The organism is Chryseobacterium antibioticum, from assembly GCF_012927325.1.
GTDB classification, from domain to species: Bacteria; Bacteroidota; Bacteroidia; order Flavobacteriales; family Weeksellaceae; genus Chryseobacterium; species Chryseobacterium antibioticum.
In genome coordinates this window covers 1-26800 of sequence record NZ_JABBGI010000020.1, presented here as the reverse complement: position 1 = coordinate 26800, position 26800 = coordinate 1, and the positions used below count along the sequence as shown (strand labels likewise).

General features: G+C 38.0%; 20 protein-coding genes. 11 read left to right on the top strand and 9 right to left on the bottom strand.

Features of this window, described 5'->3' with window-relative positions; translation table 11 throughout:
* Window positions 1-20: 20 nt before the first annotated feature.
* The 4 genes from HHL23_RS15540 to HHL23_RS15525 all read right to left on the bottom strand — a co-directional run bounded on the left by HHL23_RS15540 (window position 21) and on the right by HHL23_RS15525 (window position 4373).
* Entirely contained in the window at window positions 21-1115 is a 1095-nt protein-coding gene (locus HHL23_RS15540; RefSeq protein ID WP_169235709.1) for an efflux RND transporter periplasmic adaptor subunit, read from the bottom strand.
* 61 nt (window positions 1116-1176) lie between these two features.
* Window positions 1177-1872 (bottom strand): MgtC/SapB family protein, encoded by a 696-nt coding sequence (locus HHL23_RS15535; protein WP_169235708.1) that lies wholly within the window; start codon window positions 1870-1872, stop codon window positions 1177-1179.
* Window positions 1873-2303: 431 nt separating this feature from the next.
* The gene (locus HHL23_RS15530) at window positions 2304-3659 is read right to left on the bottom strand and encodes an ATP-binding protein (RefSeq protein WP_169235707.1); all 1356 of its coding nucleotides are present in this window, start codon (window positions 3657-3659) and stop codon (window positions 2304-2306) included.
* A gap of 9 nt (window positions 3660-3668) precedes the next feature.
* Complete coding sequence (locus HHL23_RS15525) at window positions 3669-4373, bottom strand: response regulator transcription factor (RefSeq protein ID WP_169235706.1); 705 nt, start codon at window positions 4371-4373, stop codon at window positions 3669-3671.
* Window positions 4374-4475: 102 nt separating this feature from the next.
* Here HHL23_RS15525 and HHL23_RS15520 point away from each other — a divergent pair, with 102 nt between their 5' ends.
* From HHL23_RS15520 to HHL23_RS15505, 4 genes are all read left to right on the top strand, one after another.
* The gene (locus HHL23_RS15520; RefSeq protein ID WP_185194882.1) at window positions 4476-5147 is read left to right on the top strand and encodes a YiiX/YebB-like N1pC/P60 family cysteine hydrolase; all 672 of its coding nucleotides are present in this window, start codon (window positions 4476-4478) and stop codon (window positions 5145-5147) included.
* A gap of 265 nt (window positions 5148-5412) precedes the next feature.
* A complete protein-coding gene (locus HHL23_RS15515) occupies window positions 5413-5730 on the top strand; it encodes an NIL domain-containing protein (protein WP_228464790.1) in 318 nt (105 codons plus the stop codon).
* A gap of 227 nt (window positions 5731-5957) precedes the next feature.
* Window positions 5958-6506, top strand: a complete 549-nt coding sequence (locus tag HHL23_RS15510) for a LemA family protein (protein ID WP_169235705.1) — start codon at window positions 5958-5960, stop codon at window positions 6504-6506.
* Window positions 6507-6508: 2 nt separating this feature from the next.
* The gene (locus HHL23_RS15505; RefSeq protein WP_169235704.1) at window positions 6509-8434 is read left to right on the top strand and encodes a DUF2207 domain-containing protein; all 1926 of its coding nucleotides are present in this window, start codon (window positions 6509-6511) and stop codon (window positions 8432-8434) included.
* A gap of 71 nt (window positions 8435-8505) precedes the next feature.
* Here HHL23_RS15505 and murA read toward each other — a convergent pair whose 3' ends face one another.
* On the bottom strand, window positions 8506-9813 hold the full coding sequence (gene murA, locus HHL23_RS15500) for a UDP-N-acetylglucosamine 1-carboxyvinyltransferase (protein ID WP_169235703.1): 1308 nt from the start codon (window positions 9811-9813) through the stop codon (window positions 8506-8508).
* The gene (locus tag HHL23_RS15495; protein WP_169235702.1) at window positions 9813-10502 is read right to left on the bottom strand and encodes a DUF4290 domain-containing protein; all 690 of its coding nucleotides are present in this window, start codon (window positions 10500-10502) and stop codon (window positions 9813-9815) included. The genes murA and HHL23_RS15495 overlap by 1 nt, the downstream gene beginning before the upstream one ends.
* A gap of 188 nt (window positions 10503-10690) precedes the next feature.
* Here HHL23_RS15495 and HHL23_RS15490 point away from each other — a divergent pair, with 188 nt between their 5' ends.
* Window positions 10691-12124: an alpha-amylase gene (locus tag HHL23_RS15490; RefSeq protein WP_169235701.1), complete on the top strand. Its 1434-nt coding sequence runs from the start codon at window positions 10691-10693 to the stop codon at window positions 12122-12124.
* 82 nt (window positions 12125-12206) lie between these two features.
* Here HHL23_RS15490 and HHL23_RS15485 read toward each other — a convergent pair whose 3' ends face one another.
* Together HHL23_RS15485 and HHL23_RS15480 are read right to left on the bottom strand one after the other, a co-directional pair.
* Window positions 12207-12620 (bottom strand): thiol-disulfide oxidoreductase DCC family protein, encoded by a 414-nt coding sequence (locus tag HHL23_RS15485; RefSeq protein WP_169235700.1) that lies wholly within the window; start codon window positions 12618-12620, stop codon window positions 12207-12209.
* Window positions 12621-12631: 11 nt separating this feature from the next.
* The gene (locus tag HHL23_RS15480; protein ID WP_169235699.1) at window positions 12632-13093 is read right to left on the bottom strand and encodes a heme-binding domain-containing protein; all 462 of its coding nucleotides are present in this window, start codon (window positions 13091-13093) and stop codon (window positions 12632-12634) included.
* A 330-nt stretch (window positions 13094-13423) separates the two neighbouring features.
* Here HHL23_RS15480 and katG point away from each other — a divergent pair, with 330 nt between their 5' ends.
* Complete coding sequence (gene katG / locus HHL23_RS15475) at window positions 13424-15703, top strand: catalase/peroxidase HPI (RefSeq protein ID WP_169235698.1); 2280 nt, start codon at window positions 13424-13426, stop codon at window positions 15701-15703.
* Window positions 15704-15831: 128 nt separating this feature from the next.
* Window positions 15832-17064 carry a hypothetical protein gene (locus HHL23_RS15470; RefSeq protein WP_169235697.1) on the top strand — a complete coding sequence of 411 codons (1233 nt, stop codon included), beginning with the start codon at window positions 15832-15834 and terminating at the stop codon, window positions 17062-17064.
* Window positions 17065-17212: 148 nt separating this feature from the next.
* On the opposite strand, the gene HHL23_RS15465 is transcribed toward HHL23_RS15470, so the two are convergent.
* Window positions 17213-17407, bottom strand: coding sequence for a bacteriocin-like protein (locus HHL23_RS15465; RefSeq protein WP_169235696.1), 195 nt, complete (start codon window positions 17405-17407; stop codon window positions 17213-17215).
* A gap of 512 nt (window positions 17408-17919) precedes the next feature.
* On the opposite strand from HHL23_RS15465, the gene HHL23_RS15460 reads away from it, so the two are divergent.
* The 4 genes from HHL23_RS15460 (at window position 17920) to HHL23_RS15445 (ending at window position 26544) form a co-directional block, all read left to right on the top strand.
* Entirely contained in the window at window positions 17920-19458 is a 1539-nt protein-coding gene (locus tag HHL23_RS15460) for a T9SS type A sorting domain-containing protein (RefSeq protein ID WP_169235695.1), read from the top strand.
* 6 nt (window positions 19459-19464) lie between these two features.
* Entirely contained in the window at window positions 19465-22665 is a 3201-nt protein-coding gene (locus tag HHL23_RS15455; protein WP_169235694.1) for a hypothetical protein, read from the top strand.
* A gap of 87 nt (window positions 22666-22752) precedes the next feature.
* Window positions 22753-26124 (top strand): DUF6443 domain-containing protein, encoded by a 3372-nt coding sequence (locus HHL23_RS22850; RefSeq protein ID WP_169235693.1) that lies wholly within the window; start codon window positions 22753-22755, stop codon window positions 26122-26124.
* Between the two features lie 78 nt (window positions 26125-26202).
* A complete protein-coding gene (locus HHL23_RS15445; protein ID WP_169235692.1) occupies window positions 26203-26544 on the top strand; it encodes a hypothetical protein in 342 nt (113 codons plus the stop codon).
* The last annotated feature ends 256 nt before the right edge of the window (window positions 26545-26800 follow it).

The window sequence follows — 26800 nt, the reverse complement described above, 5'->3', positions numbered from 1 at the left end:
CCAGAGTTATTGAAGAGGTATTATTTTGTATCAGGCAAATAGACTCCACCTTGAGTCATGATGATATCTCCGGGTTTGAGCCCTGAATTGATCTTGGTGGTCTTCTCAGCCGTGCTACCGGGAACGACGATACGTTTTGTAAATTCATTTTTACCGGATTTTATCCAGACATATTGGCGGTCTCCCTGCTGCATCAGTGCACGGGAGGGAATAATCACGGCTTTTTCTGTTCCTGCAGAATAGGTAACCGCTGCGAACATTCCGGGTTTTAATTTCCTCTGCGGATTGTCACATTGGATTAAGACCCTGATACTTCGGGTATCTTCATCTACCAGTTCGCTGATGTGATACACCTTTCCGGTAATCTCCATATCCGGGTAGGTATTGACTTTCACCGATACAGGATCTCCCGGACTGATAAAACGGATGTCTTTCTCTTTCACAGCACCTGTGATCCATACTTTTGAAAGTTCAGCGATAATCACCACCGGTTCCGAGTCTTCTTTCAGATATTGCCCGGTAACGATTTTATTGGAGATAATTTCTCCACTGATCGGTGCTTTTATAATATAGGTTCCGCCTGAGCTTTTGCTGTTGTAGGCATTCAAGGTTGAAGAAGCATTGGAAAGCGATGTTTTCTTATTCTGATATTCAGTTTCTGTTTCTTCCAGTTCTTTTTGTATACCCACACCATGTCTGACAAGGTCTTGCTGACGTCTGTAATTTTTTTCTGCAAGTCTTAGGTCATTCAATGCATCAGAATAATCTTTCTGCACAGACGAATATCCGGGAGCGAGGATCTCAAAAACCGGACTTCCTGCATTTACGCTCTGTCCTATATTCACAAAGGATCTGATCACCCTTCCGGAAAAAGGACTGGCTATTTCTGCATAATTATTGGGAATGGTTTCTATCGTTCCTGCTGAAGTAATGCGGTTACTGTATTCCTGCTCCGTAACAGTTTCTGTAATGATTTTCTTTAATACCGGATTGTTTTCTGATAGGATAACATGATTTCCTTTGATGCTGAAGGTTTCTTTTTGCTGAGGTTCTTCTTTCTTACCGCTACAGGAAATGATAAGGAAAAGAACAGGAGAGAAAAATAGTATTTTCATTGAGAATATATTAATCAGTTGGGGTTCATTTTTTAGAATCATTTTAGATTGATTTTTAAGTTTATAAATCGTTTTCAGTTCCGATGATCTCCCAGCTTACTCTGGTAATTTTGTCTTCCAGGGTAAGTCTGCTGACCGCCTTTTCGATAATGTTGTCTTGGGGCGAAGAGGAGTAGACTTCTGCAGAAATAATAATGTTTTCCGGTGTTTCAGTATCGTCGCTGGTCAGGGATTTGAGTAAGATCTGGTCAGTTGAATTAAAAGACTGCATGAGCAATACTCTTGCATGGTTTTCAATTTCAGTTCTGCATGTAATGATGATAAGATATTCGGAAGTGCTGGGACGGATGGTTTTTGAGCCTAATGCTTTTCCCAGAGGACGCAGGACCGTGTGGATTAAGATAATAAGTCCGGTGGTGATTCCAGCTTCGGTCACAAATCCCAAAGCAGCCAGTGAACCTACAGAGGCAGAACACCAGATGGTCGCAGCGGTATTCAGTCCCCGTACAGTAAGTCCGTCTTTCATGATAACACCACCACCCAGAAAGCCAATGCCACTGACAATGTATGAGGCTATTCTACCTGTAGCATCGCCTCCGATTTTAACCGATAATAAAACAAATGCTGCCGATCCCAGACATACCAACGTATTGGTTCTGAGCCCTGCACTTTTCTGATGCCACTGTCTTTCAAAACCAATTGATGCACCTAAAATAAGAGCGATCAGTAAGCGGGTAGCAAATTCTAATGTATTCATAACTTTTTCTTTTTTGCAGGCCTTTTCAGGCATACAGAAAAAGCATACTCAGAAAAGCCTTAAGGTTGATAATAACAGGCAGGATCTGTGTCCATAGTTTGAATTATTTTGCTGCAAAAGTAGTGGTAACGGCTGGCGTAAGCTGTTAGAGATGGTTTAGAAAGTTATTAGAATTCTATTAGAGAGGTTAGAAGTTAGAAGTTAGAGAGTATGAGGGTTTTAGAGTTTTAGAGTTTGAGGGTCGGAGAGTGTATGAAAGTGGAATTTAGTTGCCGGTTGCGAGTTGACAAGTTGACAAGTTGCTGTTTCAAAATGCGAAACCGGAAACGCGTATCTCGAAACTTTATTAACGATTAAAATAAATCTAAATTTCTATTTCATCACGATTCTGTCTGAAATCTGATGTCTGGCATCTGATGTCTCAAATAAATTCATGTAAACAGTATCTGAAAAGTAGTCGTATCTTCTTTGGAAGAGACCTGGATTTGGGCATGGTGAAGACTAATGATCTTTTGGGTAAGGTAAAGGCCTATTCCATATCCTTTTTGATCAAGGGAATTTTCAGCTCTGTAGAAAGGTTTGAAAATATTCTGCTGATCCTTTTCAGAAACAGGCAGTCCATTGTTGATAAACTGAATGGAAAGATGATCTGAAGCTGAAGCAACATCAATAAAACAAGTGCCGTCTGAAGCGTATTTACAGGCATTGTCAATAAGATTGTTGAATGCCACCAGAAGAAGATAAGGATTTCCTTTGTGGATCAGTTTCTGCTCATCCATCTCAGGATCAATGTTGAGGTTGATTTTATACTGAGGGTTTTCTTTTCTGATTTTAGCATAAGAGTCCATTAGAATTTCATCTATCCTGATCTCGGAAAAACTTATTTCAGCCGGGTCATAGCTGGCTTTGGCAAGATCCATTAAACTTCCGGAAAGCTTACTCATGTTTTTCACATCCGTTAAGGCATTCAGGATAATCTTTTGATATTCGCCCTGCGTATAATTTTTCTGGAGAGCCAGTTCCAGCTCAGCAGTCATGGCTGCAAGCGGCGTATTCAGTTCGTGGGAAATATTGGAGACAAAATGCTTTTGTGTATTGAAAGAATGATCCAGCCTTTCCAGCATTTGGTTGAAGTTTTTTTCAAGTTCATGGAATTCTCCTTTCTCTTCAGATTCATCCAGTCGGAGCTGCAGTTTTCCTGCATTGATCCTTTTGATCTGTTTCACCATTTTCACGGCAGGACTGAGCGCTTTTTTAGAAAGAAAAAGACCCGCCAGATAAATAAGGACAAGGATAATAATGAAGGAAACAATACTGATGGTCAATAAATGATGGATGGAATTATAACCATACTGATCATAAGCTGCTGCTGTGACTGCATACTGTTTTCCGTTATGGGAATAAACGATTCCTGCCACCTGAAAATCATTCAGAAAGAAAAAAAGCTGTTTACTTTTAAAGATCTTTGAAAGCATTTCGGAGTTTTCCTTCACATAATCCACTTTTGAATCATCATGATACACAAGATTGAAACCGGAATCATAGATGGCAACCTGAACCTCACTTAACGTCTGGGTATTGGTTTTGTAAAGCTGATGCATTTCCTTTTCGCTCAGGGCACCCTGGAAAAAGAGATTGGCTTTGGCAATAGCTTCGCTTTTAAGTTCCGTATAAAACGAAGTTTCCCTGGCTTCCTTTGAAGAATAGTAGATCGCAACGCCATAAAAACTGATGAGCATCGCAGTGACTAATGTAAACAGTAAGGTAAGCCTGGTTCTAACTTTCATGGCGAATCTTTAAGTGTTGGAGTTGTCTTCGTAGCCCTTTTTTAAAATGAAACCCATGCCTGCTTTGGTGTGAATAAGCTTGGTTTCAAAGCTACGGTCTATTTTTTTTCTGATATAATTAATGTAAACATCAATGAAATTCGTACCTGTATCAAAATGAGTATCCCATACATTTTCTGCAATTTCATGGCGGGAAAGCACCCTTTCAGGATTTTCAAGCAAAAATTTCATCAGGTTAAACTCTTTGGGAGTAAGCTTGATGGGATATCCGGCACGGATGACAGTTTTTAATTTCAAATCCATCTCAATATCTTCGTATTGAAGCACAGACGAGGTTTCCGGACGATAGGTGGAATATCTTTTAAGCAGAACCTTGACTCTGGCCATAAGCTCACGCATTTCAAAGGGTTTTGTAAGATAATCATCTGCCCCGGAATCAAAACCTTCCAGTTTATCGTCTGTCGTTCCCAATGCTGTCAGCATAATAACGGGGATTTCGGGTTTCAGTGCCTTGATCTCTTTGCAGAATTCCAGTCCATTTTTAACAGGAAGGATAATATCTGTGATGATGAGGTCAAAATCCATCAATTCGGTAAGTTTGAGGGCTGTTTCACCGTCGGCAGCAATGTTTACTTCCATATCATTTTCCATCACTCCTCTCGCAATCAGCTGCAAAAGTCTTTTATCATCTTCAACTAACAGGATATGAGGCATAGAATTCAGGTTTTATGGCTGGTCCTGCAAAGGTAATTAAGTATTTTCACATACATATAATGAATGCAATTTGTAAATTTGACGGCTCAACATAAACCTGTTATGATTAAATTAAAAAATGGTCCTTTTTTGAAAACCGGAAAAACCTTTACCTATATTATTTTCTTTGCTGTCATGCTCTTATGGCAGAATTGTACTCCCCATCCTAAAGCCAGGCAGCTAAAGAATGGTGATCTGCTTTTCGTCACAGCAAAAGAAACCGGACTTTCAGGAGCGATTAATAATGTCACTCAAAAACAGAAAGAGGCATCATTTGATCATATCGGAATTGTAGAAAAAGAAAATAATCATTGGTATGTGCTGCACGCTGCACCAAAAGGAGGCTCCCAGAAACAAGACCTGACATCTTTTCTTAAAGATCAGTCTAATGACGGACAAAAAGTAATGATTTACCGTTTAAAATCTGACTATCAGAAATCTGTTCCTGCAGCGCTTAAAAAGGCAGAATCTATGTTGGGGAAGCCTTATAATTTCAATTATATCTTGGATGAAAATTCATATTACTGTTCAGATTATATCGAAAGGACTTTCCGTGACAACAAGATCTTCAAATTAGAACCTATGACATTTATTGATCCTAAAACCGGTCATACCAATGAATTCTGGACAGAATTTTATAGAAAAAAGAACCTGGCCGTTCCGGAAGGAGAACCCGGATGTAATCCCAATGGACTGGCCGCTTCAGAAAAACTGGAAAGAGTAGGAGAACTGTAAATCATACCATAAAATAATATTGCCCCTAAAGACTTCAATGATCTTTAGGGGTATTTTTTATTTGGATTAATTTAAAATATGTGATCTTCGTGTAATCTGTGGGAAATAATTCTCTTTTATGATCCTAAGCTTAAAAATAATATGTTAAAATTCAAAATTATTAGTCTACTAATTTGGTGGACTAATAATTTTTTATATTTTTGTCAAAGATTTAACGCAAGAAAGCAAACATGATCTAGAAAATGTTTAACCAAAAAATTGTTTAATGATGATTACACCTAATTCAACATTACAGGTAATACCCAATAATACCATAGGGCTGCCTAAAAAAGAACTGATACTGGAAATAGAATTGAATGGCAAAATGAAATTTGAGCATTTAATGAATACCATCTACAATCAGTTTGGAATCTGCCACAGGGTGTTGTCTGCCAATGTAGAATATGTGAATGGAAACAGTTTTGGTTCAGTACAATTGTATATTAATGTCAATTCAGAAGACTACCAGCAGCTGGAGTTCTATCTGAATAAAAATAAACTTTTAAGTACCATGGTGGAATACAACTGCCGGAAGTATTTTTAGGGGAGATTCATATAGTTTTAATTACAGAAAGTATCCGGTTTTCCGGGTACTTTTTTTGTGTTGTGAGTTTAAATAGAAATCTTATTATTTTAGCTTTATTTTCTTATATCACTTCAATATTTTTAATGATTTAAAGGGAATTCCATTAAAATAATTCCCGAGTATTCTTAAATTTCTATTTCCGATTCAAAAAAACAGTACTTTTAAAGGATATAAAATAAAAATTTATGACCCTAGTTATTATTGCTTTAATCGCAGCGTTCGCTATTTATGCAGTGTCTATCTACAACCGTCTTGTAAAACTGAGAAATCTGGTTCAGGAAGCGTGGAGCAGTATTGATGTTATGCTTAAAAAACGTCATGATCTCATCCCCAATCTTGTGGAAACAGTGAAAGGCTATGCCACTCACGAGCGTGAAACCCTTGATAGTGTCATCAGAGCCAGAACACAGGCCGTAGGGGCAGATTCTGTTCAGGCTAAAGAAGCGGCTGAGAAAAACCTGAATCAGGCGATGATGAATTTATTTGCTGTAGCAGAGCAATATCCTGATTTGAAAGCTAATGCCAATTTTCAACAGCTGCAGAGCGAACTTACTTCCATAGAAAATGATGTTGAGAAATCAAGAAGATATTATAACGGAACGGTGCGTGAGAATAATACACTGGTAGAATCTTTTCCAAGTAATATCATTGCCAATATGTACAAATTTGAGAAATCACCTTTCTTCGAACTGGATAATATTGCTGAAAGAGAAGTTCCAACCGTAAAATTCTAGGAATGAAAAAGTCGTTACAACTTTTCCTTCTTCATTTTTTTTTCATTGCTTTTGCCCAAAATGAGCTGGCAAGGGCAGATCAGTTGTCGATTATAGGGTCGGAAAAAATTATTTCTTTCCATTCGGAGATCGACGTGGATAAAAATTCAGGAATTACCGTCACGGAAAATATAAAAGTGTACAGTCTCGGAAATAATATCAAAAGAGGTATTTTCCGGGCACTTCCTTTATCCAGAAATCTGAACAATAAGACACAGAAAGTAAGGTACACGATCATCTCTGTTAAAAAAAACGGGATCGATGAAAATTACCATGAAGAAACCGGGGACGGTTATTTAAAAATATATGCGGGAAACAAAGATATTATCCTGGATCCCGGAACCTACGACTATGAAATACAATACAAAGCAGAGAACCAGATCGGATTTTTTGCGAAGTATGATGAATTTTACTGGAATGTAAACGGGACCTACTGGGATTTTGATGTAGATTCTATTTCTGCCAAAGTAAACCTTCCGGAAGGGGCCGGAATCATCCAAAATTCTTGCTATACCGGAGCATATGGCAGCAATAGCCAGAACTGTACGGCTCAGGTACTGTCAGATCATTCCATAGAGTGGAGGGCTGCAGGGCTTAAGGCTAATGAAGGGCTCACTGTTGCAGTGGGTTTCAAAAAAGGACTTATGGTCCCACCGCCGCCGCCAACTTTTCTTGAAAAATATGGAATTCTGATGGGTGGATGTATCGTATTCCTAGGATTTTTGATGTATCTCTATTCAACATGGAGAAAATACGGAATAGATCCCGAAATGCCAACCGTTTATCCACAGTTCAATGTTCCTGAAAATCTTTCACCGTCTTCTCTGGGCTATATCAATTCTGAAAGTTTTAAAAATAAATACCTTACCGCGGCCGTTGTCAACCTTGCTGTAAAAGGTTACGTAAAGATTATTGAAGGTGAAGATTCGGGTCTGTTGGGATTTTTTAATACCAAAACTTTTACGCTGGAAAAACTGAAACCGGCAGATGAAACCCTGTCTAAAGAAGAAATCAATCTGATGAACAGTCTTTTTTCAGCATCTGAAAATTCTGTGAAGTTTGACGGAAAATACAATTCGAAAATTGAAAAAGCAGTTCTTAATTTTAAAGAAACACTGAAATTTCAGCATGATGATTTGTTAAATGAAGGAAATAATACAAAGAAATTATTACTCCCATGGATCATTATTACTCTGGTTTACGGCTTAGGTTTATTGATAAGCTACCATATATTACCTGAGTTTGAAAGAGTATTTGCCGGAGTAATTTTATATATTATTCTTTTTGTTGCGTTTGCTTTAATAGCATTTTTTGCGAAAAAATTATCATGGAAACTGTTATTCTTTATCCCTATTCCCATTAGTATTATACTGGGAGTAATAGGGGTGGTTTCTCAGGAAAGTACAGGTGCTGAAAGTATCAATTTCAGTGTCTGCTATATTTTCATTGTTCTGGCATTTTCAGTGATGATGCTGTATCAGTATTTAATCAAACAGCCATCCAAAGAAAAGTTGAGAAAAAAATCATTGATAGACGGGTTCAAAATGTATATGGGAGCAGCAGAAAATGAGCAACTGAAATTCCATAATCCACCTCAGATGACTCCACAGGTTTTTGAGACCCTTCTTCCCTTTGCTATGGTGATGGGAGTAGATCAGATCTGGGGACAGAAATTTGATGATTTACTGAAAAGAACATCAACAGAATATAATAATACCTGGTATTACGGGGGCGTGATGAATCATTATGCATTCGGAAATACTTTAAACTCAAGTCTTACGCAATCCATACAGTCTGCATCTACAAAGCCATCCAGTTCCGGCAGCGGATCCGGTGGAGGTGGATTCTCCGGCGGTGGAGGTGGCGGCGGAGGCGGAGGTGGCTGGTAACCGATGTTTCAAAAAAATAAAAGCGTTCAAAAATTAATTTGAACGCTTTTTTATTGGAATACAATGTATTTTTAAATTCTTTCAATGTCAGCACCAATGGCTTTCAGTCTTCCGTCAATATTTTCGTAACCTCTGTCGATTTGCTCGATATTGTGGATGATGGATTTTCCTTCCGCAGAAAGGGCTGCAATAAGAAGGGCGTTTCCGGCTCTGATATCAGGAGAAACCATAGTCGTTCCTCTTAACGGAGATTCTTGATTCATCCCGATTACCGTAGCTCTGTGCGGATCACACAAAATGATCTGTGCCCCCATGTCAATCAGTTTATCTACAAAGAATAATCTGGATTCAAACATTTTCTGGTGAACCAAAAGACTTCCTTTCGCCTGAGTAGCCACTACCAGAATAATGGATAATAAATCTGGTGTGAATCCCGGCCAAGGAGCATCTGAAATGGTAAGGATAGATCCGTCGATAAACTTCTGGATCTTATAATTTTCCTGAGCAGGAATAAAGATATCGTCATTGCTTTGTTCAAGCTGAATTCCTAATTTTCTGAATGTATTTGGAATCACGCCAAGCTGGCTCCAGTTTACATTTTTGATGGTGATTTCAGATTTCGTCATGGCGGCAAGGCCTATCCATGATCCGATCTCTACCATGTCCGGAAGCATCGTGTGTTCTGTACCGTGAAGATATTCTACCCCTTCAATGGTCACAAGGTTGGAGCCGATTCCGGAAATATTAGCCCCCATTCTGTTCAGCATTTTGCAAAGTTGCTGAAGATAAGGTTCGCAGGCAGCATTATAAATTCTTGTTTTTCCTTTGGCAAGGGCAGCAGCCATTACGATATTGGCTGTCCCGGTTACAGAAGCTTCCTCAAGAAGGATAAATTTCCCTCTCAGTTCTTTAGCTTTTAGTGAATAGAAATATTCCTCTTCATCATAATTGAATTCAGCACCCAATTCTACCAATCCCTGGAAATGCGTATCCAGTCTTCTTCTTCCAATCTTGTCACCTCCAGGAGTCGGCATATACGCTTCACCGTAACGGGCAAGCATCGGACCCATCAGCATAATGGAACCTCTCAGTTTAGCGCCGTCTTTTTTAAATTCGTCTGATTTTATATAGTCAAAATTGACCTTATCGGCTTTGAATGTGAAATCGCCCTGGCCGTTTTTTGTTACTTTTACCCCGAAATCCCCAAGGATTTCGATCAGCCTGTTTACATCGTGGATATCAGGAATATTTTTAATTCTTACCTCCTCATCTGTTAACAAGACAGCACATAAAATTTGTAAAGCTTCATTTTTTGCCCCTTGTGGAGTTATTTCCCCATGCAGTTTTTTTCCTCCCCTTATCTGAAATGTTCCACTCATTACTTTCTGTTTTTATGGTTGTTGTTGTTATGCCTTCTCTTATTAGTCTGGTCTTTATTATTAATATTGCTGTTGCTTCGTCCGTTGTTGCTGTTATTTCGTCCGTTGTTGCTGTTGTTACGGCTATTGTTATTGCTGGTATAGTAGATCTTGCTCTTCTCAAGAGATTCTATTCCGGTAAGGTCCAACCTGTTTGCAGACAACTCTTTAAGGTGACGGAAAATAACGTCATCCGTTACATGTTCCTTATTATATACATTGTAAGACTTCTTCATGTTATTGGCGATCACCTCGATAAGGGCTTCCTTTTCGTCACCCGGTTCAAGTTCAATTGCTTTTTCAATCAGTTGAAGGATACTTTTCCCGTAAAACTTGAAATCTCCCTGAAGTTTAGGGTATTCCATTCTTTTAGGCTTTTCTGCCAATTGTTCTCTGGTGGGGAAAGGATATGGGGATTCTACATCGAGATCATATTCTGCTAAAATGAAAAGATGATCCCAAAGTTTATGTTTATAATTTTCTTCGTCACGGAGTTGAGGGTTTCTCTGACCCATAAAATCGATAATAGCCATTGCCATTTCACTCCTTTCCTCTTTGTTAGGGAGTTCCTTGCAGCGTTCAACCAACTGCTGTATGATTCTGCCATATTCCGGCATATGAAGCTGAGTTCTTTGGGTGTTATATTCCATAATATGCAAATATATGGATTAAAAGAAAAATTGTTTTGAAAATATGAAAAGTTTATGATTTTTTAATGAAAATTGTATGCAGTCTTTTCTGGAGATCTTTTCGTGAAAATGAAAATATCTCACTTTTTTTAGACTTTGTTTTAAGAAAATTGTAATTTAGTTAATAGATTAATAATTAAAATAGTAGTATGAAAAAAACACATTTATTAGTTTCGATGCTGGTTTTAACAATCTTTAGTGCCTGCCGGAACAATGATGAAAACGACAATGAAAATCCCCGCAATGAAGAAGTTCATTCCAAAATCGTAAACGTTACCAACCATGACGGGCGTCCCTTCAGTACCGGAAGCGGATCTGTATCCGGAAAATTTGTCTCCGGTCCTGGAGGTGGAGTGCTTATGCAGGGTTTTTACTGGGATGTCCCCGAAGGTGGGAGCTGGTGGAATACCGTGACAGGCAAGTTAACCGCCTGGTCAGATTCAGGAATCGGGGCAGTATGGCTGCCGCCTGCATCAAAAGCTCAGAACGGAGCCTACTCAATGGGGTATGATCCTACAGATTACTATGATTTCGGTAATTTCAATCAGAACGGAAGCGTAGAAACGAGGTTTGGATCAAGGACTGAACTGGAAGGGTTGATTACAAAAGCCCATGCTGAAAATATGCAGGTTTATGCAGATATTGTCATCAATCACAACAGTGGCGGACAGTCTCAGGCCAACCCTTTTACCGGAACAAGCACATGGACCGATTTCTCAGCCATTGCTTCAGGGAAATTTCCGAGAAGCTACAATGATTTTTACAAAAATTCTTACGGAAATAATGATGAAGGCGCTTTTGGTGGATTTCCGGATCTTTGTCACGCTAATCCCTACGTTCAGGACTGGCTTTGGGGGAGAGATGATTCTGTCGGGAAATATTATAAGAATGTCATGAAATTTGACGGCTGGAGATTTGATTATGTGAAAGGTTTCGGACCTTGGGTCGTGAATAACTGGAATAGTAACGTGGGCGGATTTTCCGTGGGTGAGTTGTGGGATTCCAATGTGAATACCCTAGAATGGTGGGCTAATAATGCCAACAGTTCTGTATTCGATTTTGCAGCGTATTATAAAATGGATGAAGCTTTTGATAACGGAAATTTAAATGCTTTGAATGACGATATGATGTGGAAGAGAAATCCTTACAAAGCTGTTACTTTCGTAGCCAATCACGATACGGATATCATTAACAACAAAATGCCGGCTTATGCTTATATTCTGACTCATGAAGGGTATCCGACCATCTTTTACCGGGATTATGAAGAATGGCTGAATAAAGAAAGACTGAATAATCTGATCTGGATCCATAACAATAAAGCTACCGGAACCACTTCAATCCTTTATACGGATAATGATGAATATATTGCCAGACGTAACGGGTACAACGGAAATCCGGGACTGGTAGTCTATATCAACAATTCTTCAAGCTGGCAGGAAAGATGGGTGGAAACCAATTGGAGCAGTCAGCAGATTAAAGATTTTACTGGTAATTCTACCTGGTATCCTACAACACAGGGAGACAAATGGGTGAAAATCCAGTCTCCGCCAAATAGTTATTCAATATGGTCTTTGAACCAATAAAACAAGTGTAATAAATAAGAAAGCAAAGATGATTCATCTTTGCTTTTTTCATATACGTTTTGCAGAAATCTGTAATTAAAGATCAGACTTCAATAAATTTTTTCTTTTGATTTTGATCAGGGAGAAAGCATTTCTGGTTAGCCAGTTTCATTCTGTTTCTTGAAATAAGATCATACACCTGATCGCTTAAAAAAGCGGGTACTATTTTTCCTGCAGCGGACAGTTTATAAATACCACCCAGTATATGGGCTATCTGCAGTACCGCCCGTGATTTTGTATAGTAATATTTCCCAGGTTTCCAGAGGTAAAGGGTATTGAATACTTTATTTTCCAGACCTCTTTCAGACAGGAACTTCTGGCCAAAATCTGATTGCAGAGATGCAAACATGAACCTATCATGTTTATCCCGTTCCAGAATCCATTGCACCCAAAAATTACAGACGCCGCATTCGCCGTCAAAAAATACAATATGTTTGTCTTCCCAGTTCTCCCGCATGATGCTGATGTTTAAAATACCATTTTCCTTTCGGTGTCTTCTTTTACTTTTTTGAAATATTTAACCAATTCTTTCCGTTGTTCAGGAGTCAATTTGGCATCCTGATGTCCTACATAATACGATTCCAAAGGCATTTCTTCTTTCTCGATCATTTCTATGCATTCTTCCAATTTATGTGCCTGTATCTTGGGTTCATACACCGCAAAGGTAGAGAAATTAAGCTGTTTTCTGCCTTCATCTATATGATTTTTAACAAACCACGAAGCTGGTGAAATACTGGAATACCATGGATATTGAGTTTCATTGGAATGGCAGTCATAGCATGATGTACTGATGATCTTTGCGATAGGTTCCGGCGTGTTTTTAATCTTCAGAAAATCCATACCCGGAGTAGCGGGCGGATTGGTTTTATCAATCGGAAAAAACTGAATAATAATGAATGCAACAAGAAGAATAACGAGTATTTTTTTCATATCAATTGTATACTTGAAATATAAAAATAATCAAATTTTATTAAATCGAATGAACTGATTATCAAATTATAGACCACTCATTTGAATCATTCTAAATATGATAGTTTCATCTTGCTTTTTATACAGATGTTCTTTAATTTTTATTAACTTAATTGCATTATTGTACCTTTTGATCTCATACTATAAAAAGATTTGTAAAATTGAATTGATTATAGTTTTTAACTATGGTTTAAATTAAAATTAATAGATTGTATATATTATATAAACTTTATAAGTTTGTCATGTCTTTACAAAGAAACTGTATTAATCAACATAAAAAATTAAACGACAATGGAAAAAGATTCGAATGATATCAGTAAATGCCCATTTCATAATGGAACCATGAAAAAGGAAGCTGTAGCAGGCGGAGGAACCAAGAATTTAGACTGGTGGCCTGAGCAATTGAGGGTAGATATCCTGCGTCAGCATTCATCACTTTCAGATCCTATGGATAAGGACTTTGACTACGCTGAAGCATTTAAAAGCCTTGATCTTGAGGCCATAAAAAGAGATCTTCATGCGTTAATGACGGATTCTCAGGACTGGTGGCCCGCTGACTTTGGTCATTATGGTCCTTTGTTTATCCGTATGGCATGGCACAGTGCCGGGACTTATCGTGTAGGTGATGGCCGGGGTGGAGCAGGAGCAGGACAGCAGCGTTTTGCACCGTTGAACAGCTGGCCGGATAATGTGAGCTTGGACAAGGCCAGAAGATTGTTGTGGCCTATTAAACAAAAATATGGAAAGAACATTTCCTGGGCAGACCTTTTGATCCTGACCGGAAATATAGCTCTGGAATCTATGGGCTTTAAAACATTCGGATTTGCAGGAGGACGTGAAGATGTGTGGGAACCGGATATGGATATCTATTGGGGTTCTGAAAAAACGTGGCTGGGGGGGGATCTTCGTTATGCTCACGGATCAGAAGGAGTAACTGAACAACATGGTGTACTTCCTACTGATGACAATGCAGACGGTGATATTCATTCCAGAAATCTTGAAAAGCCTCTTGCAGCCGTACAGATGGGACTTATTTATGTAAACCCTGAAGGTCCGGACGGAAATCCTGATCCTATTGCTGCCGCTAAAGATATCAGAGATACTTTCGGACGTATGGCGATGAACGATGAAGAAACGGTAGCTTTGATTGCGGGTGGACATACATTTGGAAAAACACACGGTGCCGGTCCTGCCGATCATGTAGGAAAAGAACCTGAAGCAGCCGGAATTGAACTTCAGGGATTAGGGTGGAGCAGTACATACAAATCAGGAAGAGGAACAGATGCCATTTCCAGTGGGCTGGAAGTAACCTGGACAGAAACTCCGACAGAATGGAGTAATTATTTCTTCAAGAATTTATTTGAAAACGAGTGGGAGCTTACAAAAAGCCCCGCCGGCGCTCATCAATGGGTGGCAAAAGATGGCGCAGAGATCATTCCTGACGCCTTTGATTCCAATAAAAAGCACAGACCTACAATGCTTACGACAGATCTTTCATTGCGACTGGATCCTGTTTACGAAAAAATATCAAGACATTTCTACGAAAACCCGGATGCGTTTGCTGATGCCTTCTCCAGAGCGTGGTTTAAACTTACGCACAGAGATATGGGCCCTAAAGCAAGGTATTTAGGACCAGATGTGCCACAGGAAGAACTGATCTGGCAGGATCCTATTCCGGCAGTTGATCATGAATTGGTGAATGATGGAGATATTGATGTATTAAAAGGAAAAATATTGAATTCAGGGCTGACTATTTCAGAGCTGGTATCTACCGCATGGGCTTCTGCTTCTGCATTCAGGGGGAGTGATAAACGTGGTGGAGCTAATGGAGCCAGAATCCGTCTTGCGCCTCAAAAAGACTGGGCTGTAAATAACCCTTCTCAGCTTCAAAAAGTTTTGGGAGAATTGGAAAAGATTCAGAAAGAATTTAATGATTCTCAAGGCGGAGGAAAGAAAATCTCAATCGCAGATATGATTGTTTTGGCAGGAAGTGCAGCCGTAAAAAAAGCAGCACAAGATGCCGGGCAGGATATTAAAGTACCTTTCACGCCCGGAAGGATGGATGCTTCCCAGGAACAGACCGATGTGGAGTCTATGAGCTATATGGAACCAGCTGCAGATGGATTCCGTAATTACCTGAAAAGTAAATTTTCTGTATCCACAGAATCTTTGTTGATTGATAAAGCACAGCTTCTAACGCTTACAGCTCCGGAACTGACAGTATTAATAGGAGGAATGCGTGTTTTGGATACCAATTTCGATGGATCAAAACACGGGGTATTTACCAACCGTCCTGGAGTACTTACCAACGACTTCTTTGTTAACCTTTTGGATATGGGAACACAGTGGAAATCAATCTCAGAAGATCGTGAAGTGTATATGGGGACTGACCGATCAACAGGTCAGCCAAAATGGACAGCTACCCGAGCAGATCTTGTTTTCGGTTCAAATTCTGAATTGAGAGCGGTTGCTGAAGTCTATGGAAGCAATGATGCTCAGGGAAAATTTGTCAATGATTTTGTGAGAGTGTGGACGAAAGTGATGAACCTGGATAGATTTGATTTAAAATAATCGTTACTTAACATAATATTATGAAGACAGCTGATAAAGCTGTCTTTTTTTATTGATTATTATATTAATTAATAAAAAAATTGATGTAATGTGTAAATAAATTATATATTTGTTGAAAAAAAACAAATATGTTAAGAAAATTATTTCCTGCCTTAGTATTGGTAGGTTCTTTTGGTTTTGCTCAAGTAGGAGTGAATACAAGCCTGCCAAACGCTACACTCGATGTAGTTGGAAATCCGACCGATACTTCAAAATTGGATGGGATTATTGCACCCAGAATCACTGGCGATCAGCTAAATGTAAAAATCTACACTCCTTTACAGACCGGAGCTCTGGTATATGTGACAGCTGCCGGAGCTTTAAGCGATCAAACGGTAGATGTCAATTCTGTAGGATACTATTACTTTAATGGTGATTTGAATAAATGGGTAAAACTGAATACAGGTATTTCTGCATCACCATGGAATATACAGAATACAGGCAGTCCTGCAACTGCCAATACTCAAAATATCTATCAAAATGGAAAAGTGGGGATTGGTTTTGCTGCCACTGATGTGGTATCTGACAGGCAATTTGAAGTGAAGGGTGACATGAAAGCTCAGTATGGAAGCGGAAGCAATTACTTTGGGATAGATACGAATCTTTTTGGGATTGGAAATGGACTCTATTATGCTGACAATAACGACTTGTCTGCTGCCACCAGTACAAGTGTAGTGATGACGAGACCAGGAATAAGCAGTTTACAGTCAAACTATGGAGCAGGCGGAGGTAGTATGGCTGCTTTCTCAGGGGCTACTGGCGGATCTTTTGCTTTAGTGGCGAATAATCCGGATCAAAGTGTAAATGCTTCTGTATGGGGAATAAGCAATGGAACCGTCAATAATCTTACATTGAGCCACAATGGGAATGGGGTTGAATCAACAGATCTTGTTTTGGAAAAACTGAAAGGAGTTACTTTTTCTTACAAAGACACATCTGGTGTGCCTCAGGGTAGCTATACTTTTCCAAGAACAAATGGCCAGGCCAATCAGGCTTTAGTCACAGACGGGGCTGGAACATTATCATGGAAAGATGGTTCGTCTTTAAATGCAAAAATAAAAACTTTGTCTTCGGGGGCTGTTGCCGCAGATGATTATACGATTCTTGTAGCAGGAAATATTTCACTTCCGGCCGCAAGTATGGCCAATCAGGGGAAAGTGTATAATTTGGTTAATGATACGGCTGGAAACGTTACCGTAAATGGAAATTTTAGAATTAATGGAGGAAATTTCACTAATTACGGTTTGAATAATAATGATTGGGGAAGAGCAATTGTGGTACAGAGTACTGGCTCAGCTTGGGTGGTGATTTCGAGATATTAAAATTTTGATTTACTCTGAAATGTATAAAAGTCATTCTAAAATAGAATGGCTTTTTTTTTCATGTTGAGGATCTACTTCTATTGGGGGATTCTCAACAAAAAAAATGACTGTTTCACTAGAAAACAGCCATTGTAATTTATTTTAAAATTTAGTAACCGTACCAACGTCCACATTCATTATGGCAGTAAGGAAAATCATCTGGATTATTTGCAGCTGCTTGAATACAAGCAGCCTCAGTTTTATAATATGGCTTACCTGAACCCCACCAGACTGCACATTCTTGTGTAATTCCTCCTTTAACAGCTTTTAAACTCTCTCTCGAAATTTTTTTTAAATTTTTCATAGTAATTTTGGATTAATTTTTTCTTACTCTATCCGCTTTTCGAATATTGTATTTATTGAACTAATATAAAAAAATATATATTACTGCAAATATAAAATTACATCGGAACGTGAATTTTTTTTGAAACAAAATTGATATAGTCTTTGGGCTCCATTTTTAGATGGATCAGACATTAAATTTTGATGCTTTTTTATGGGTAAATTCTCCTTTATGATAACAATACCCTGACCGTTTTTGTTTGAGATAAGCTCTTTAAACGAATGTCTATTCCTTTAACTAAAATTTTAGATGCTTCCAGCTTTTTACAAAATAAGTGCATTTATAATTTAACACGACACGTTCTGTCGCTATGCTATAATAGATTTGTAGTACTAAAGATTTAAAAATATATAATAATCCTTTGTATGTGATAAAATTCATATTAAATCTCATTAATGGGATCTAAATCACTATTAAAAAATGTTAAATTTGCAAAATAAACTTAAGTTAAACTAACAAATACACAAAAATAGATGACAAAACTCTACATGAGTGCATTTACCATATGCACAATCTTGAGCAATGCTCAGGAAGTGGTCTGGCAAAAGGATATTAAATCCAGTACACAGGATTTTTTAAGCCAGGTAACCACAACAATCGATCAGCAGTATTTGATCACGGGAAGCTCAATTCAGAGCAGTAAGCTACAGCAAAACAGTAAACAAAACAATGGCTACGATTTCCATTTAGTCAAATTAAACCAACAGGGTCAGGAGGTCTGGGAAAAGTACTTTTCAGGTCAAAACCATGATTATTTATCTGTAACCGTTTCTACACAAGACGGAGGTTTTTTGATTTCTGGTACAACTTATTCTCAAAAGGGGCTGGATAAAAAAGACGATAGCAAAGGCGGATCCGATATTTGGTTGATTAGACTCAATGAATTTGGGGATGAACTTTGGCAAAAAACATTGGGGTCAGCATCTGATGAAGAAGCAAGATCAGTAATTCAAACTACAGATTTGGGATTTTTTGTGGCTGGAAATGTGCAGAACTCTGCTAAAGGTTACGGATCAAAAGATGTTTTGATTATAAAACTAGACAAAGACGGAAAAACTCTTTCCGAATCCGTATTTGGAGGACGTGGGTTAGATGAAGTAGAGAAAATGATCCCAACTAGAGATGGTGGTGCATTGCTAGGGATATATTCCAGAAGCAACCTGAGCGGTTCAAAGAAAACTGAAAACTTTGGTGAAGGAGATTACTATATTATCAAACTTTCAAAAGACGGAAAAGTAGAATGGGAAAAGAACTTCGGAGGAAAAGCAGATGATCATCTAAGAACCCTAGCCTTGACATCGACTGGCTATATCATCGGTGGCGAAAGCCGTTCAGAAAGATCAGGAAATAAAACTGTGGGTATTGAAGAAGGAACAGATCTATGGCTAATCTCGCTTAACGAAAGAGGAGAAGAAATGTGGCAGAAGTCTTATAGCTTCAAAAACAGAGATATCCTGATGGGTATGAGTGTCCTTCGTTCAGCAGATGATAAAACTTCTAAAGGACTCCTTTTAGGCGGCTACAGGCAGACAGAAGGAAGGGTTGAAACTGACGATGAAACCTTCTGGATGCTTTATTTAAATGCAGATGGAAATGAGCAGTGGCGCAAACATGTGAAAGGTGAATCCAGAAAACGAGAAGAAAGATTATCTGATATAAAGCTAAACAGAGACGGTTCAATCATTCTAGCGGGAACCAGTGCTGAGGAACTAGGAAAAGAAAACTGGAAGATTGTAAAACTGGGAGATAAACAGCTTGACCAGTTGATTGAAAAACAGGATATTAAAATCTATCCTAATCCTGTTTCAGAGTATGCTTATGTGGAAATAGGCTTTGAATTCAAAGAAGCAGATATTATCCTGTACGATATGGGTGGAAGACAGCTTCAGACTGTGAAAACGAAGAATAAAGTGACGAAGATTAATACTCAGAATTTAATTCAGGGAGCTTATCTGGTTACGATAAAAACGGATAATAATAAAACAGCAAGTGCTAAACTGATAAAAAAATAAAACCAAATGAAAAGAAAAATTATACTATCTTTTATTGTATTAGCATACTCGATCGGGTATTCCCAGTCAGTAAACTCAAGCGATAGCAAATACAATTTAACTATAAAATCTCCTGATGCAGCCCAACTGTCAAAACACACTGATATGCCGACCTCTACTCATACAGGATCAGTTGGTGTCGATATTCCGTTGTATACCATAAAAGTGGGTGACTATACTCTACCAATTTCTCTAAAATATCATGCATCCGGAGTGAAGGTTAAAGAGACTGCTTCAAAAGTTGGCCTCGGATGGTCACTCTCAATTGGAGGCATTTCACTTTCTAAGCAAATTTTTGGTGCAGAAGATAAAGGAAAAATTCCCTATATCAATCCAATAAGCTTTAATCCGGTTCCTAGTAATCCCACCGATTATGATCTGGCAATGAAAGCTACAGGATTCAATGGACTGGCCAAGTATGATACTCAACCGGATATTTATTCATATGTTGCCGGAAGTTCTTCTGGAGAATTTTATTTTGACAGCTTAGGTAAAATTATTCAGATCCCATATAGTACTGTAAAAATAGAAGATTCATTTACGGTTACTGATAATGGAGGTGTAAAATATTATTTCATTCCAGGTAACCAAATTCTGAATATAGGAGGCTCAGCACCCTCTCCTGATGATACCCACACTACAGATTTTGTGATCTCTAAAATTGTACTTACCTCCGGAAAAGAAATTAAATTTAATTATTCAAGTACAAATTATAGTTATTTAAGCAATTACTATAAAGGTCTCAAAATTCCTCGTGCATGTTCAGTTCAGAATGGAATAACCTACGAGGAATTTGCCACAAAAACAAATGTTCTTTCAGAAAATGTGTTACAAAGCATTGATTTTGAAGGGAACACAATAAAATTTCTTTATACTGGACGTGAAGATATTAATAATGGACTCTCTCTAAATAAAGTAGAAATTAGGAATACAAATAATGCATTGGTAGAAGACTACAGCTTGATAAAAGAATATTTTGTGAGCGGGGATTCTCCTTCTATATTTGATTATTGGTCTGAACTTCCATATACTACGAAAAGATTAAAATTGAAAGAAGTTGTCAATAATAAAAACAACTCAAAATACAGACTTCAATATTATGAAGATAACCCATTGCCAAACAGGCTTTCCGATCAGACGGACCATGTTGGCTTTTATAACGGAAAAGTTATAAACACAGGAATTCCTTATGTAGAATATGGCGATCAGCGATATGGCAATGGGGATAATAAAAATCCAGACATTAACTATGCTATTTCAGGTAGTTTGAAAGAAATTCAATATCCTACCGGTGGGAAAATGGAATTTCAATATGAATTAGATGATTTCTATTTTGAAGGTATAGAAACCCAAATTGAAAAGAAAAATTTCATGATTTCAAACCTAGAACCTCTGGGTAGTATATTCAGCGTTAATAGTGATGCAAACAGTGTATATTTTAAAATTACCTTTCAGAGTAGTGCCAATCCTGATGATAGTGACCAGGTTAATCTGCCTGAAGGACCACATTTTGTAGGAGAGTTACTTGACAATAACAATACGGTTCTCAAAACATTCCTGATCAACAAGGATTATGAAATAACAGAAGATAAAAAACCGTCCTACAAAATAAGGATAAGAAATGTAGGAAATGTAGCTACCACCCATTATGCTACCTTAAATGCACAATGGTTTGAAAAAACATCCCAAAATAAACAGTATAACAAATCAGTCGGAGGAATCAGGGTTCAGAAGATAAAAAAAATAGATGCTGGTAATATTACCAATGAAACTGAATTCATCTATAAAGATGAGAATAACAAATCTACCGGAGTATATATGGCGGATGATATTAATTATTCATACATTCAGGAAGTGGCTGAGGATCAGAATACTGGGGCCAGTTGTGAACAATTGGTTATTAGTAATTCAGGAAATTTCAATATTGCGACAATCAATGGGAAGCCTACGATCTACAATAAGGTAACATCTCGAGTTAAGAATTTGAATAACAGTAGTGAAAACTATGAAATTATTGATGAATATTTAAACAGATCTCACACCAATCCAAAAAATGCACGAAGCCCATTGTTTACGTATGCCAATAACCAATTTGCCCGTGGAGTATTGCTCAATAGAAAATATTATAATTCCAATAAAAAGTTAGTCAAAAAGGACAGTATGATATATGAGTTTGATAATCATTTTAATCAGCTCTCAAGTGATTACAGTGCCAACTTTCCAAATATTCCAATCAGACCTTACTTTATTGGGTTAAAGTCTTCCAGTTGCAGTATGTATGACATCAACGGAAGTTGCCAGTCCCGAAGCCCTGTTTTTTATGTTGAAAGATATGAAATTACATCTGCATGGGTCAAAAAGATGATGGCTGTTTCCACCAACTATTTGGAAGGTAAGAGTCTAAATGAAATTACAAATTATTTATATGATTTTTCTTATAAGCATATAAACCCGTTAACTATTGACATTAGATTTCCGGACTCAAATTCGCAAACCCAATATCAATATGCTCATGAAAAAGGCAACCAGTTGATGATCAGTAAGAACATGATTGGTATTCCTTTAGAAACTTCTACAACCCAAACCCTTGGAACCAATATAAAAACACTGTCAAGAACTGAGACTATTTATCCAAAAACTGTTGCGGAAATTACCAACAACAGTTCCTCTCTGGGTCTTCCTTTATCCGTTCTTTCCTATGATCTTCAGAACAACGCTCCGTCTACTGAAGTTACCTATGACAAATACGATTCCAAAGGTAATTTACAGCAGTACACGACAAAAGATGGCACTTCAACGACTATCATCTGGGGGTATAACCAAACCCAGCCTATAGCCAAAATAGGAGGTGCTAAGCTTGCTGGTATTTCTCAGGCACTCATCGATAATATTGTCAATGAATCTATTAATGATGGTCAGCTGGGTACTGATGCTTCAGAGCAATCACTGATCTCCGCTTTGGACCTATTTAGAAATAATTCCGCATTATCAGCTTATCAAGTCAGTACGTATAGCTATGATCAATTAGTTGGAGTAAGAAGTATTACGCCGCCATCCGGCATCAGAGAGTTCTACATTTATGATACCGCAAACAGACTGAAAGAAGTAAGAGAAAATGATAGCAATGGAAAAGTGCTGAAAGAATACCAATACAATTACAAAAACTAACACACGATGAAAAAAATAATCATTCCCATTGGGCTGTTGCTGCTCACTCATTCAGTGCATGCCCAGCTTACCTAGGGAGAAAACTATGTGTATTCCAAGACTTATCTTGATTACAACGGTACCCAACCTACAAAAACTTCAGAAACCGTTCAGTATTTTGATGGTCTGGGAAGACCAAAACAAATTGTCAATGTAAAAGCCTCACCTCTGGGAAGAGATGTTGTTACTCATATAGAATACGATGCATTCGGAAGGCAGGTAAAAGATTACTTACCCGTTCCGCAATCTGGGACCCAGAACGGAGGTATTGTTCCTTTATCACTGGCTAATGCTACCCAGCCAGATATTTATGGCTCGGAAAAGATCTTTTCAGAAAAGATATTTGAAAACTCACCTCTTGACAGAATCCTTGAACAGAAACAGGTAGGAAATGATTGGAGTAACAAACCCGTAAAATTTGGCTATGATGCCGTTACCGTTGCAGATAGGGTGAAAAAATTCACTACTGTTACCACTTGGGAAAATGGAGCTACAAAATCTGTTTTGGGTGAAAACTGGTTATATACCGACGGGCAACTGTACAAAAACTCTGTAAAAGATGAAGATAGCAATGAAACCATAGAATTCAAAAACGGACAGGGACAGCTTATTCTGGCCAGAAAAGTAATTGCTGCCGACGAGTATGCAGATACTTACTATGTATATAATGAATATAATCAGCTGGCATTTGTTATTCCACCGCTTGCAAGTATCCGTGGTGATATTGCCACTAATACTGTAAAACATGATGAGCTATGTTACCAATACCGCTATGACGGAAGAGACAGACTCGTTGAAAAGAAGGTACCTGGAAAAGGCTGGGAATACATGTTGTATGATAAACAGGATCGTTTAGTTGCCACCCAAGACACTGTTTTAAAGGAAAAAGGACAATGGTTGTATACCAAATATGACCAGTTCGGAAGAGTTGCCATTACTGGAATCGGAACAGGCTACCAAAGAAGTGTTGAGCAAGGTACAGTTGACGGTTTCGGCTCTAATAATGTTAACAGAGTAACAACAGCTCCTTTCAACAGGCAGGGAGTGGATGTGTATTATGGAAATCAGGACAGTAGTTATCCAAACTCTTCAAATTGGGTGACATTGTTGTCATTGACTTACTATGATACATATCCTGCTTACAGTTTTAATCCCTCTTTTCCATCCACCATTCAGGGAGAATCTATTTTGACAGAAACTCCATCAACTGACGGAAGAAGCACCAAAGGATTACCTGTCATGAGTTTGGTAAAGAATATTGAAGATGATAACTGGACAAAAAACTATACCTATTATGATACCAAAGGTCGTGCAGTAGGAACCTATTCCATCAATCATTTGGGAGGCTATACCAAAACAGAATCCAAGCTGGAGTTTGCTGGCGTTCCACAAAAAGTTATAACAAAACATAAAAGATTAGATACAGATACAGAAAGAGTGATCACTGAAAACTTCACCTATGATCATCAGAACAGACTGCTTGTCCATAAGCATCAGGTAGACAGTAATCCAGAAGAAATTCTTGCCCAAAACAAGTATAATGAACTTTCCCAACTTGAAAACAAGAAAGTGGGAGGAATCAGCATTGGATCACCGCTTCAAAGCATAGATTACAAATACAATATTCGTGGCTGGATGACCAAGATCAATGATCCTGCTATTCCTACCACGTCAGCCCCCCAATATGGAGGGAATATTGCAGAAGTACACTGGAAAACCGCTGATGATGTTTACAAAGCATACCATTATATTTACGATAAGCTGAACAGACTGACAGATGCGATTTACCGAGAAGCATACACTACTGCTCCCAATAATTATTTCTTTAATGAAAATGCAGTTTACGACCTGAACGGAAACATCACTCATTTAAATAGAAACGGAAAAGCTCCTACAGGAAACGCACAGCTTGTTGATGATCTTACCTATAATTATACAGGAAACCGTTTGAACCAGGTCATTGAAAGCTCCTTAAATGACGCAGGATATGAAGGTGGAAACAATATGATTGATTACGACCTGAACGGGAATATGACCACGATGAAAGATAAAGGGATACAGAGTATTGTTTACAATTATCTTAACCTGCCTAATACTTTTTCAATAACATACGTAGATCCATTTGGTCTTGGACAGGCTAGAAATGCGCAGTTGGGGTATTTGTACCGTGCAGATGGAACAAAGCTCAGAAAAAACCATACGATTTACGGAAGAAAAGGTTTATCAGGCTCCACACGTATTACAGATTATCTTGATGGATTTCAGTATGATTATAATGAAGGAGGGGGCTTATGTCTGACTTGTAGAAGTGAAACTGCTTTTGAAGAACAGGCTTATAAAAACATCAATGATGGTCTTGTTATTGGAGGTCCCCCTGAATGGAAACTGGATTTTGTACCCACAGCAGAAGGGTTTTACAGTTTCACGGAAAACCGTTATATTTACCAGTACAGAGATCACCTTGGAAATGCCAGGGTAAGTTTTGCCAAAAACATCGAAGGCGCTTTGGAAGTTACGGATACCAATAACTATTATCCATTTGGATTAAACCATATTCAGGGAATGCTTAGCAGTTCAAAGTTGGGAAGCTATTACAGTTACAAGTATAATGGGAAGGAGCTCCAGGAGACAGGAATGTATGATTATGGTGCAAGATTCTATATGCCAGACTTAGGAAGATGGGGCGTGATTGATCCGCTGGCTGAAAAGATGACTCGACACAGTCCTTATAATTATGCGTTTAATAATCCTTTAAGGTTTATTGATCCTGATGGAAGGCAAGGGACGGATTGGGTTGGAAAAACAGATGCTACTGGAAGTACACAGTGGCATTGGGAAGATAAGATAAAAAGTGCTTCACAAGCAGCAACAGCAGGTTATGATAGTTATTCTGACGGCAAAACAAATAATACTTATACTTCTATTTCCGGATCTGAAGTAACATTAAAAACTGAAGGAAATTGGTCTGAAGATTTTACTGCTGTTAATGAGACAACATTAGGGGCTGCACAAGCAAAAATGTTTGGTAAATATGCTTTTGGGGTTTCAGTTAATATGAGTTATGGTTATATAACCAAATCATATTCTCTTGCTTATAATTTGGGTACTGAGCAATTTAGAATATTTGAAACTGATGGAGGGAAATTAGGAGCCAAAAGTCCTGGCGATGTTGGTTTTTCATTATTTCAAATGAATGCATACGGAGAAAAAGATGGAGCAAAATATACTAATGTTTTTGAAGGTGCTACTGGTTATTCTACAGAAGTTTCCGGCTCTGTTTTTTATGGAGGTTCTCACAGTTTTAGCGCAAATGATAATAATGTAGGTCGTGCTGATTATGGAACTCAAGCTACAAGCTTTAATTTAGGAACTGGTTATGATGCAAGCGTTTCAAGAACGCATACAACTGATATCACATAAAAAGTTAATAATACTCCATCAGCAATTGGCAGTTGGCTTCGTAAAAATGTTAAATACTCCCCTCAATTTAATTAAAATATGAAACCGAAAATAGGCTTAATTATATGTTTAGTAATTGTGTTGATTTTTTTCATTTTTACAAATCGTATAGATCATCAAAGCAATGCGAAGAGACTTGCAGAGGAAGAATGCATTTTAGTTGTAGAAACACCTCCTTCATCATATACTTCCGATATGTTTAAAGCGAAAGGTTATAATCCTCTAACAAAAAAACCTTGCGAGTGCAATCACTATAATAGATGGTGGAGTTCATATAAAGATGAAATAGAAGCTGGTGATACTATTGTGAAGAAGAAAGGTGAACTAATATTCAGTATCCACAAAAAAGATAGTATTATTAATCATAGATATAGATTATAATAACAAAAAATAAAAGCGGAAATTTTCTAGTCATGGTCGGAAGAAAAATTCTTCCGACTTTTTTGTTTTTTGGCGTACGGAAAAGCACACTTATACTGCTGATTATCAAACAATTAATTTGTTTTTCTGTTTTTATTTTGTATATTAGCAGTTGATAATCAATTATTTATGCCCGTTTTCAAAGATCACAAATTCTCCCTTAAGCAGGTTTTAGAATTTCTCCCCGAAGCACTCTTAAGTCATCTTTCCGCGACCA

Excerpts from the sequence above, each read along its gene's own strand:
- HHL23_RS15540 (WP_169235709.1), bottom strand. The coding sequence starts at position 1,115 with ATGAAAATACTATTTTTCTCTCCTGTTCTTTTCCTTATCATTTCCTGT.
- HHL23_RS15535 (WP_169235708.1), bottom strand. The coding sequence starts at position 1,872 with ATGAATACATTAGAATTTGCTACCCGCTTACTGATCGCTCTTATTTTA.
- HHL23_RS15530 (WP_169235707.1), bottom strand. The coding sequence starts at position 3,659 with ATGAAAGTTAGAACCAGGCTTACCTTACTGTTTACATTAGTCACTGCG.
- HHL23_RS15525 (WP_169235706.1), bottom strand. The coding sequence starts at position 4,373 with ATGCCTCATATCCTGTTAGTTGAAGATGATAAAAGACTTTTGCAGCTG.
- HHL23_RS15520 (WP_185194882.1), top strand. The coding sequence starts at position 4,476 with ATGATTAAATTAAAAAATGGTCCTTTTTTGAAAACCGGAAAAACCTTT.
- HHL23_RS15515 (WP_228464790.1), top strand. The coding sequence starts at position 5,413 with ATGATGATTACACCTAATTCAACATTACAGGTAATACCCAATAATACC.
- HHL23_RS15510 (WP_169235705.1), top strand. The coding sequence starts at position 5,958 with ATGACCCTAGTTATTATTGCTTTAATCGCAGCGTTCGCTATTTATGCA.
- HHL23_RS15505 (WP_169235704.1), top strand. The coding sequence starts at position 6,509 with ATGAAAAAGTCGTTACAACTTTTCCTTCTTCATTTTTTTTTCATTGCT.
- murA (WP_169235703.1), bottom strand. The coding sequence starts at position 9,813 with ATGAGTGGAACATTTCAGATAAGGGGAGGAAAAAAACTGCATGGGGAA.
- HHL23_RS15495 (WP_169235702.1), bottom strand. The coding sequence starts at position 10,502 with ATGGAATATAACACCCAAAGAACTCAGCTTCATATGCCGGAATATGGC.
- HHL23_RS15490 (WP_169235701.1), top strand. The coding sequence starts at position 10,691 with ATGAAAAAAACACATTTATTAGTTTCGATGCTGGTTTTAACAATCTTT.
- HHL23_RS15485 (WP_169235700.1), bottom strand. The coding sequence starts at position 12,620 with ATGCGGGAGAACTGGGAAGACAAACATATTGTATTTTTTGACGGCGAA.
- HHL23_RS15480 (WP_169235699.1), bottom strand. The coding sequence starts at position 13,093 with ATGAAAAAAATACTCGTTATTCTTCTTGTTGCATTCATTATTATTCAG.
- katG (WP_169235698.1), top strand. The coding sequence starts at position 13,424 with ATGGAAAAAGATTCGAATGATATCAGTAAATGCCCATTTCATAATGGA.
- HHL23_RS15470 (WP_169235697.1), top strand. The coding sequence starts at position 15,832 with ATGTTAAGAAAATTATTTCCTGCCTTAGTATTGGTAGGTTCTTTTGGT.
- HHL23_RS15465 (WP_169235696.1), bottom strand. The coding sequence starts at position 17,407 with ATGAAAAATTTAAAAAAAATTTCGAGAGAGAGTTTAAAAGCTGTTAAA.
- HHL23_RS15460 (WP_169235695.1), top strand. The coding sequence starts at position 17,920 with ATGACAAAACTCTACATGAGTGCATTTACCATATGCACAATCTTGAGC.
- HHL23_RS15455 (WP_169235694.1), top strand. The coding sequence starts at position 19,465 with ATGAAAAGAAAAATTATACTATCTTTTATTGTATTAGCATACTCGATC.
- HHL23_RS15445 (WP_169235692.1), top strand. The coding sequence starts at position 26,203 with ATGAAACCGAAAATAGGCTTAATTATATGTTTAGTAATTGTGTTGATT.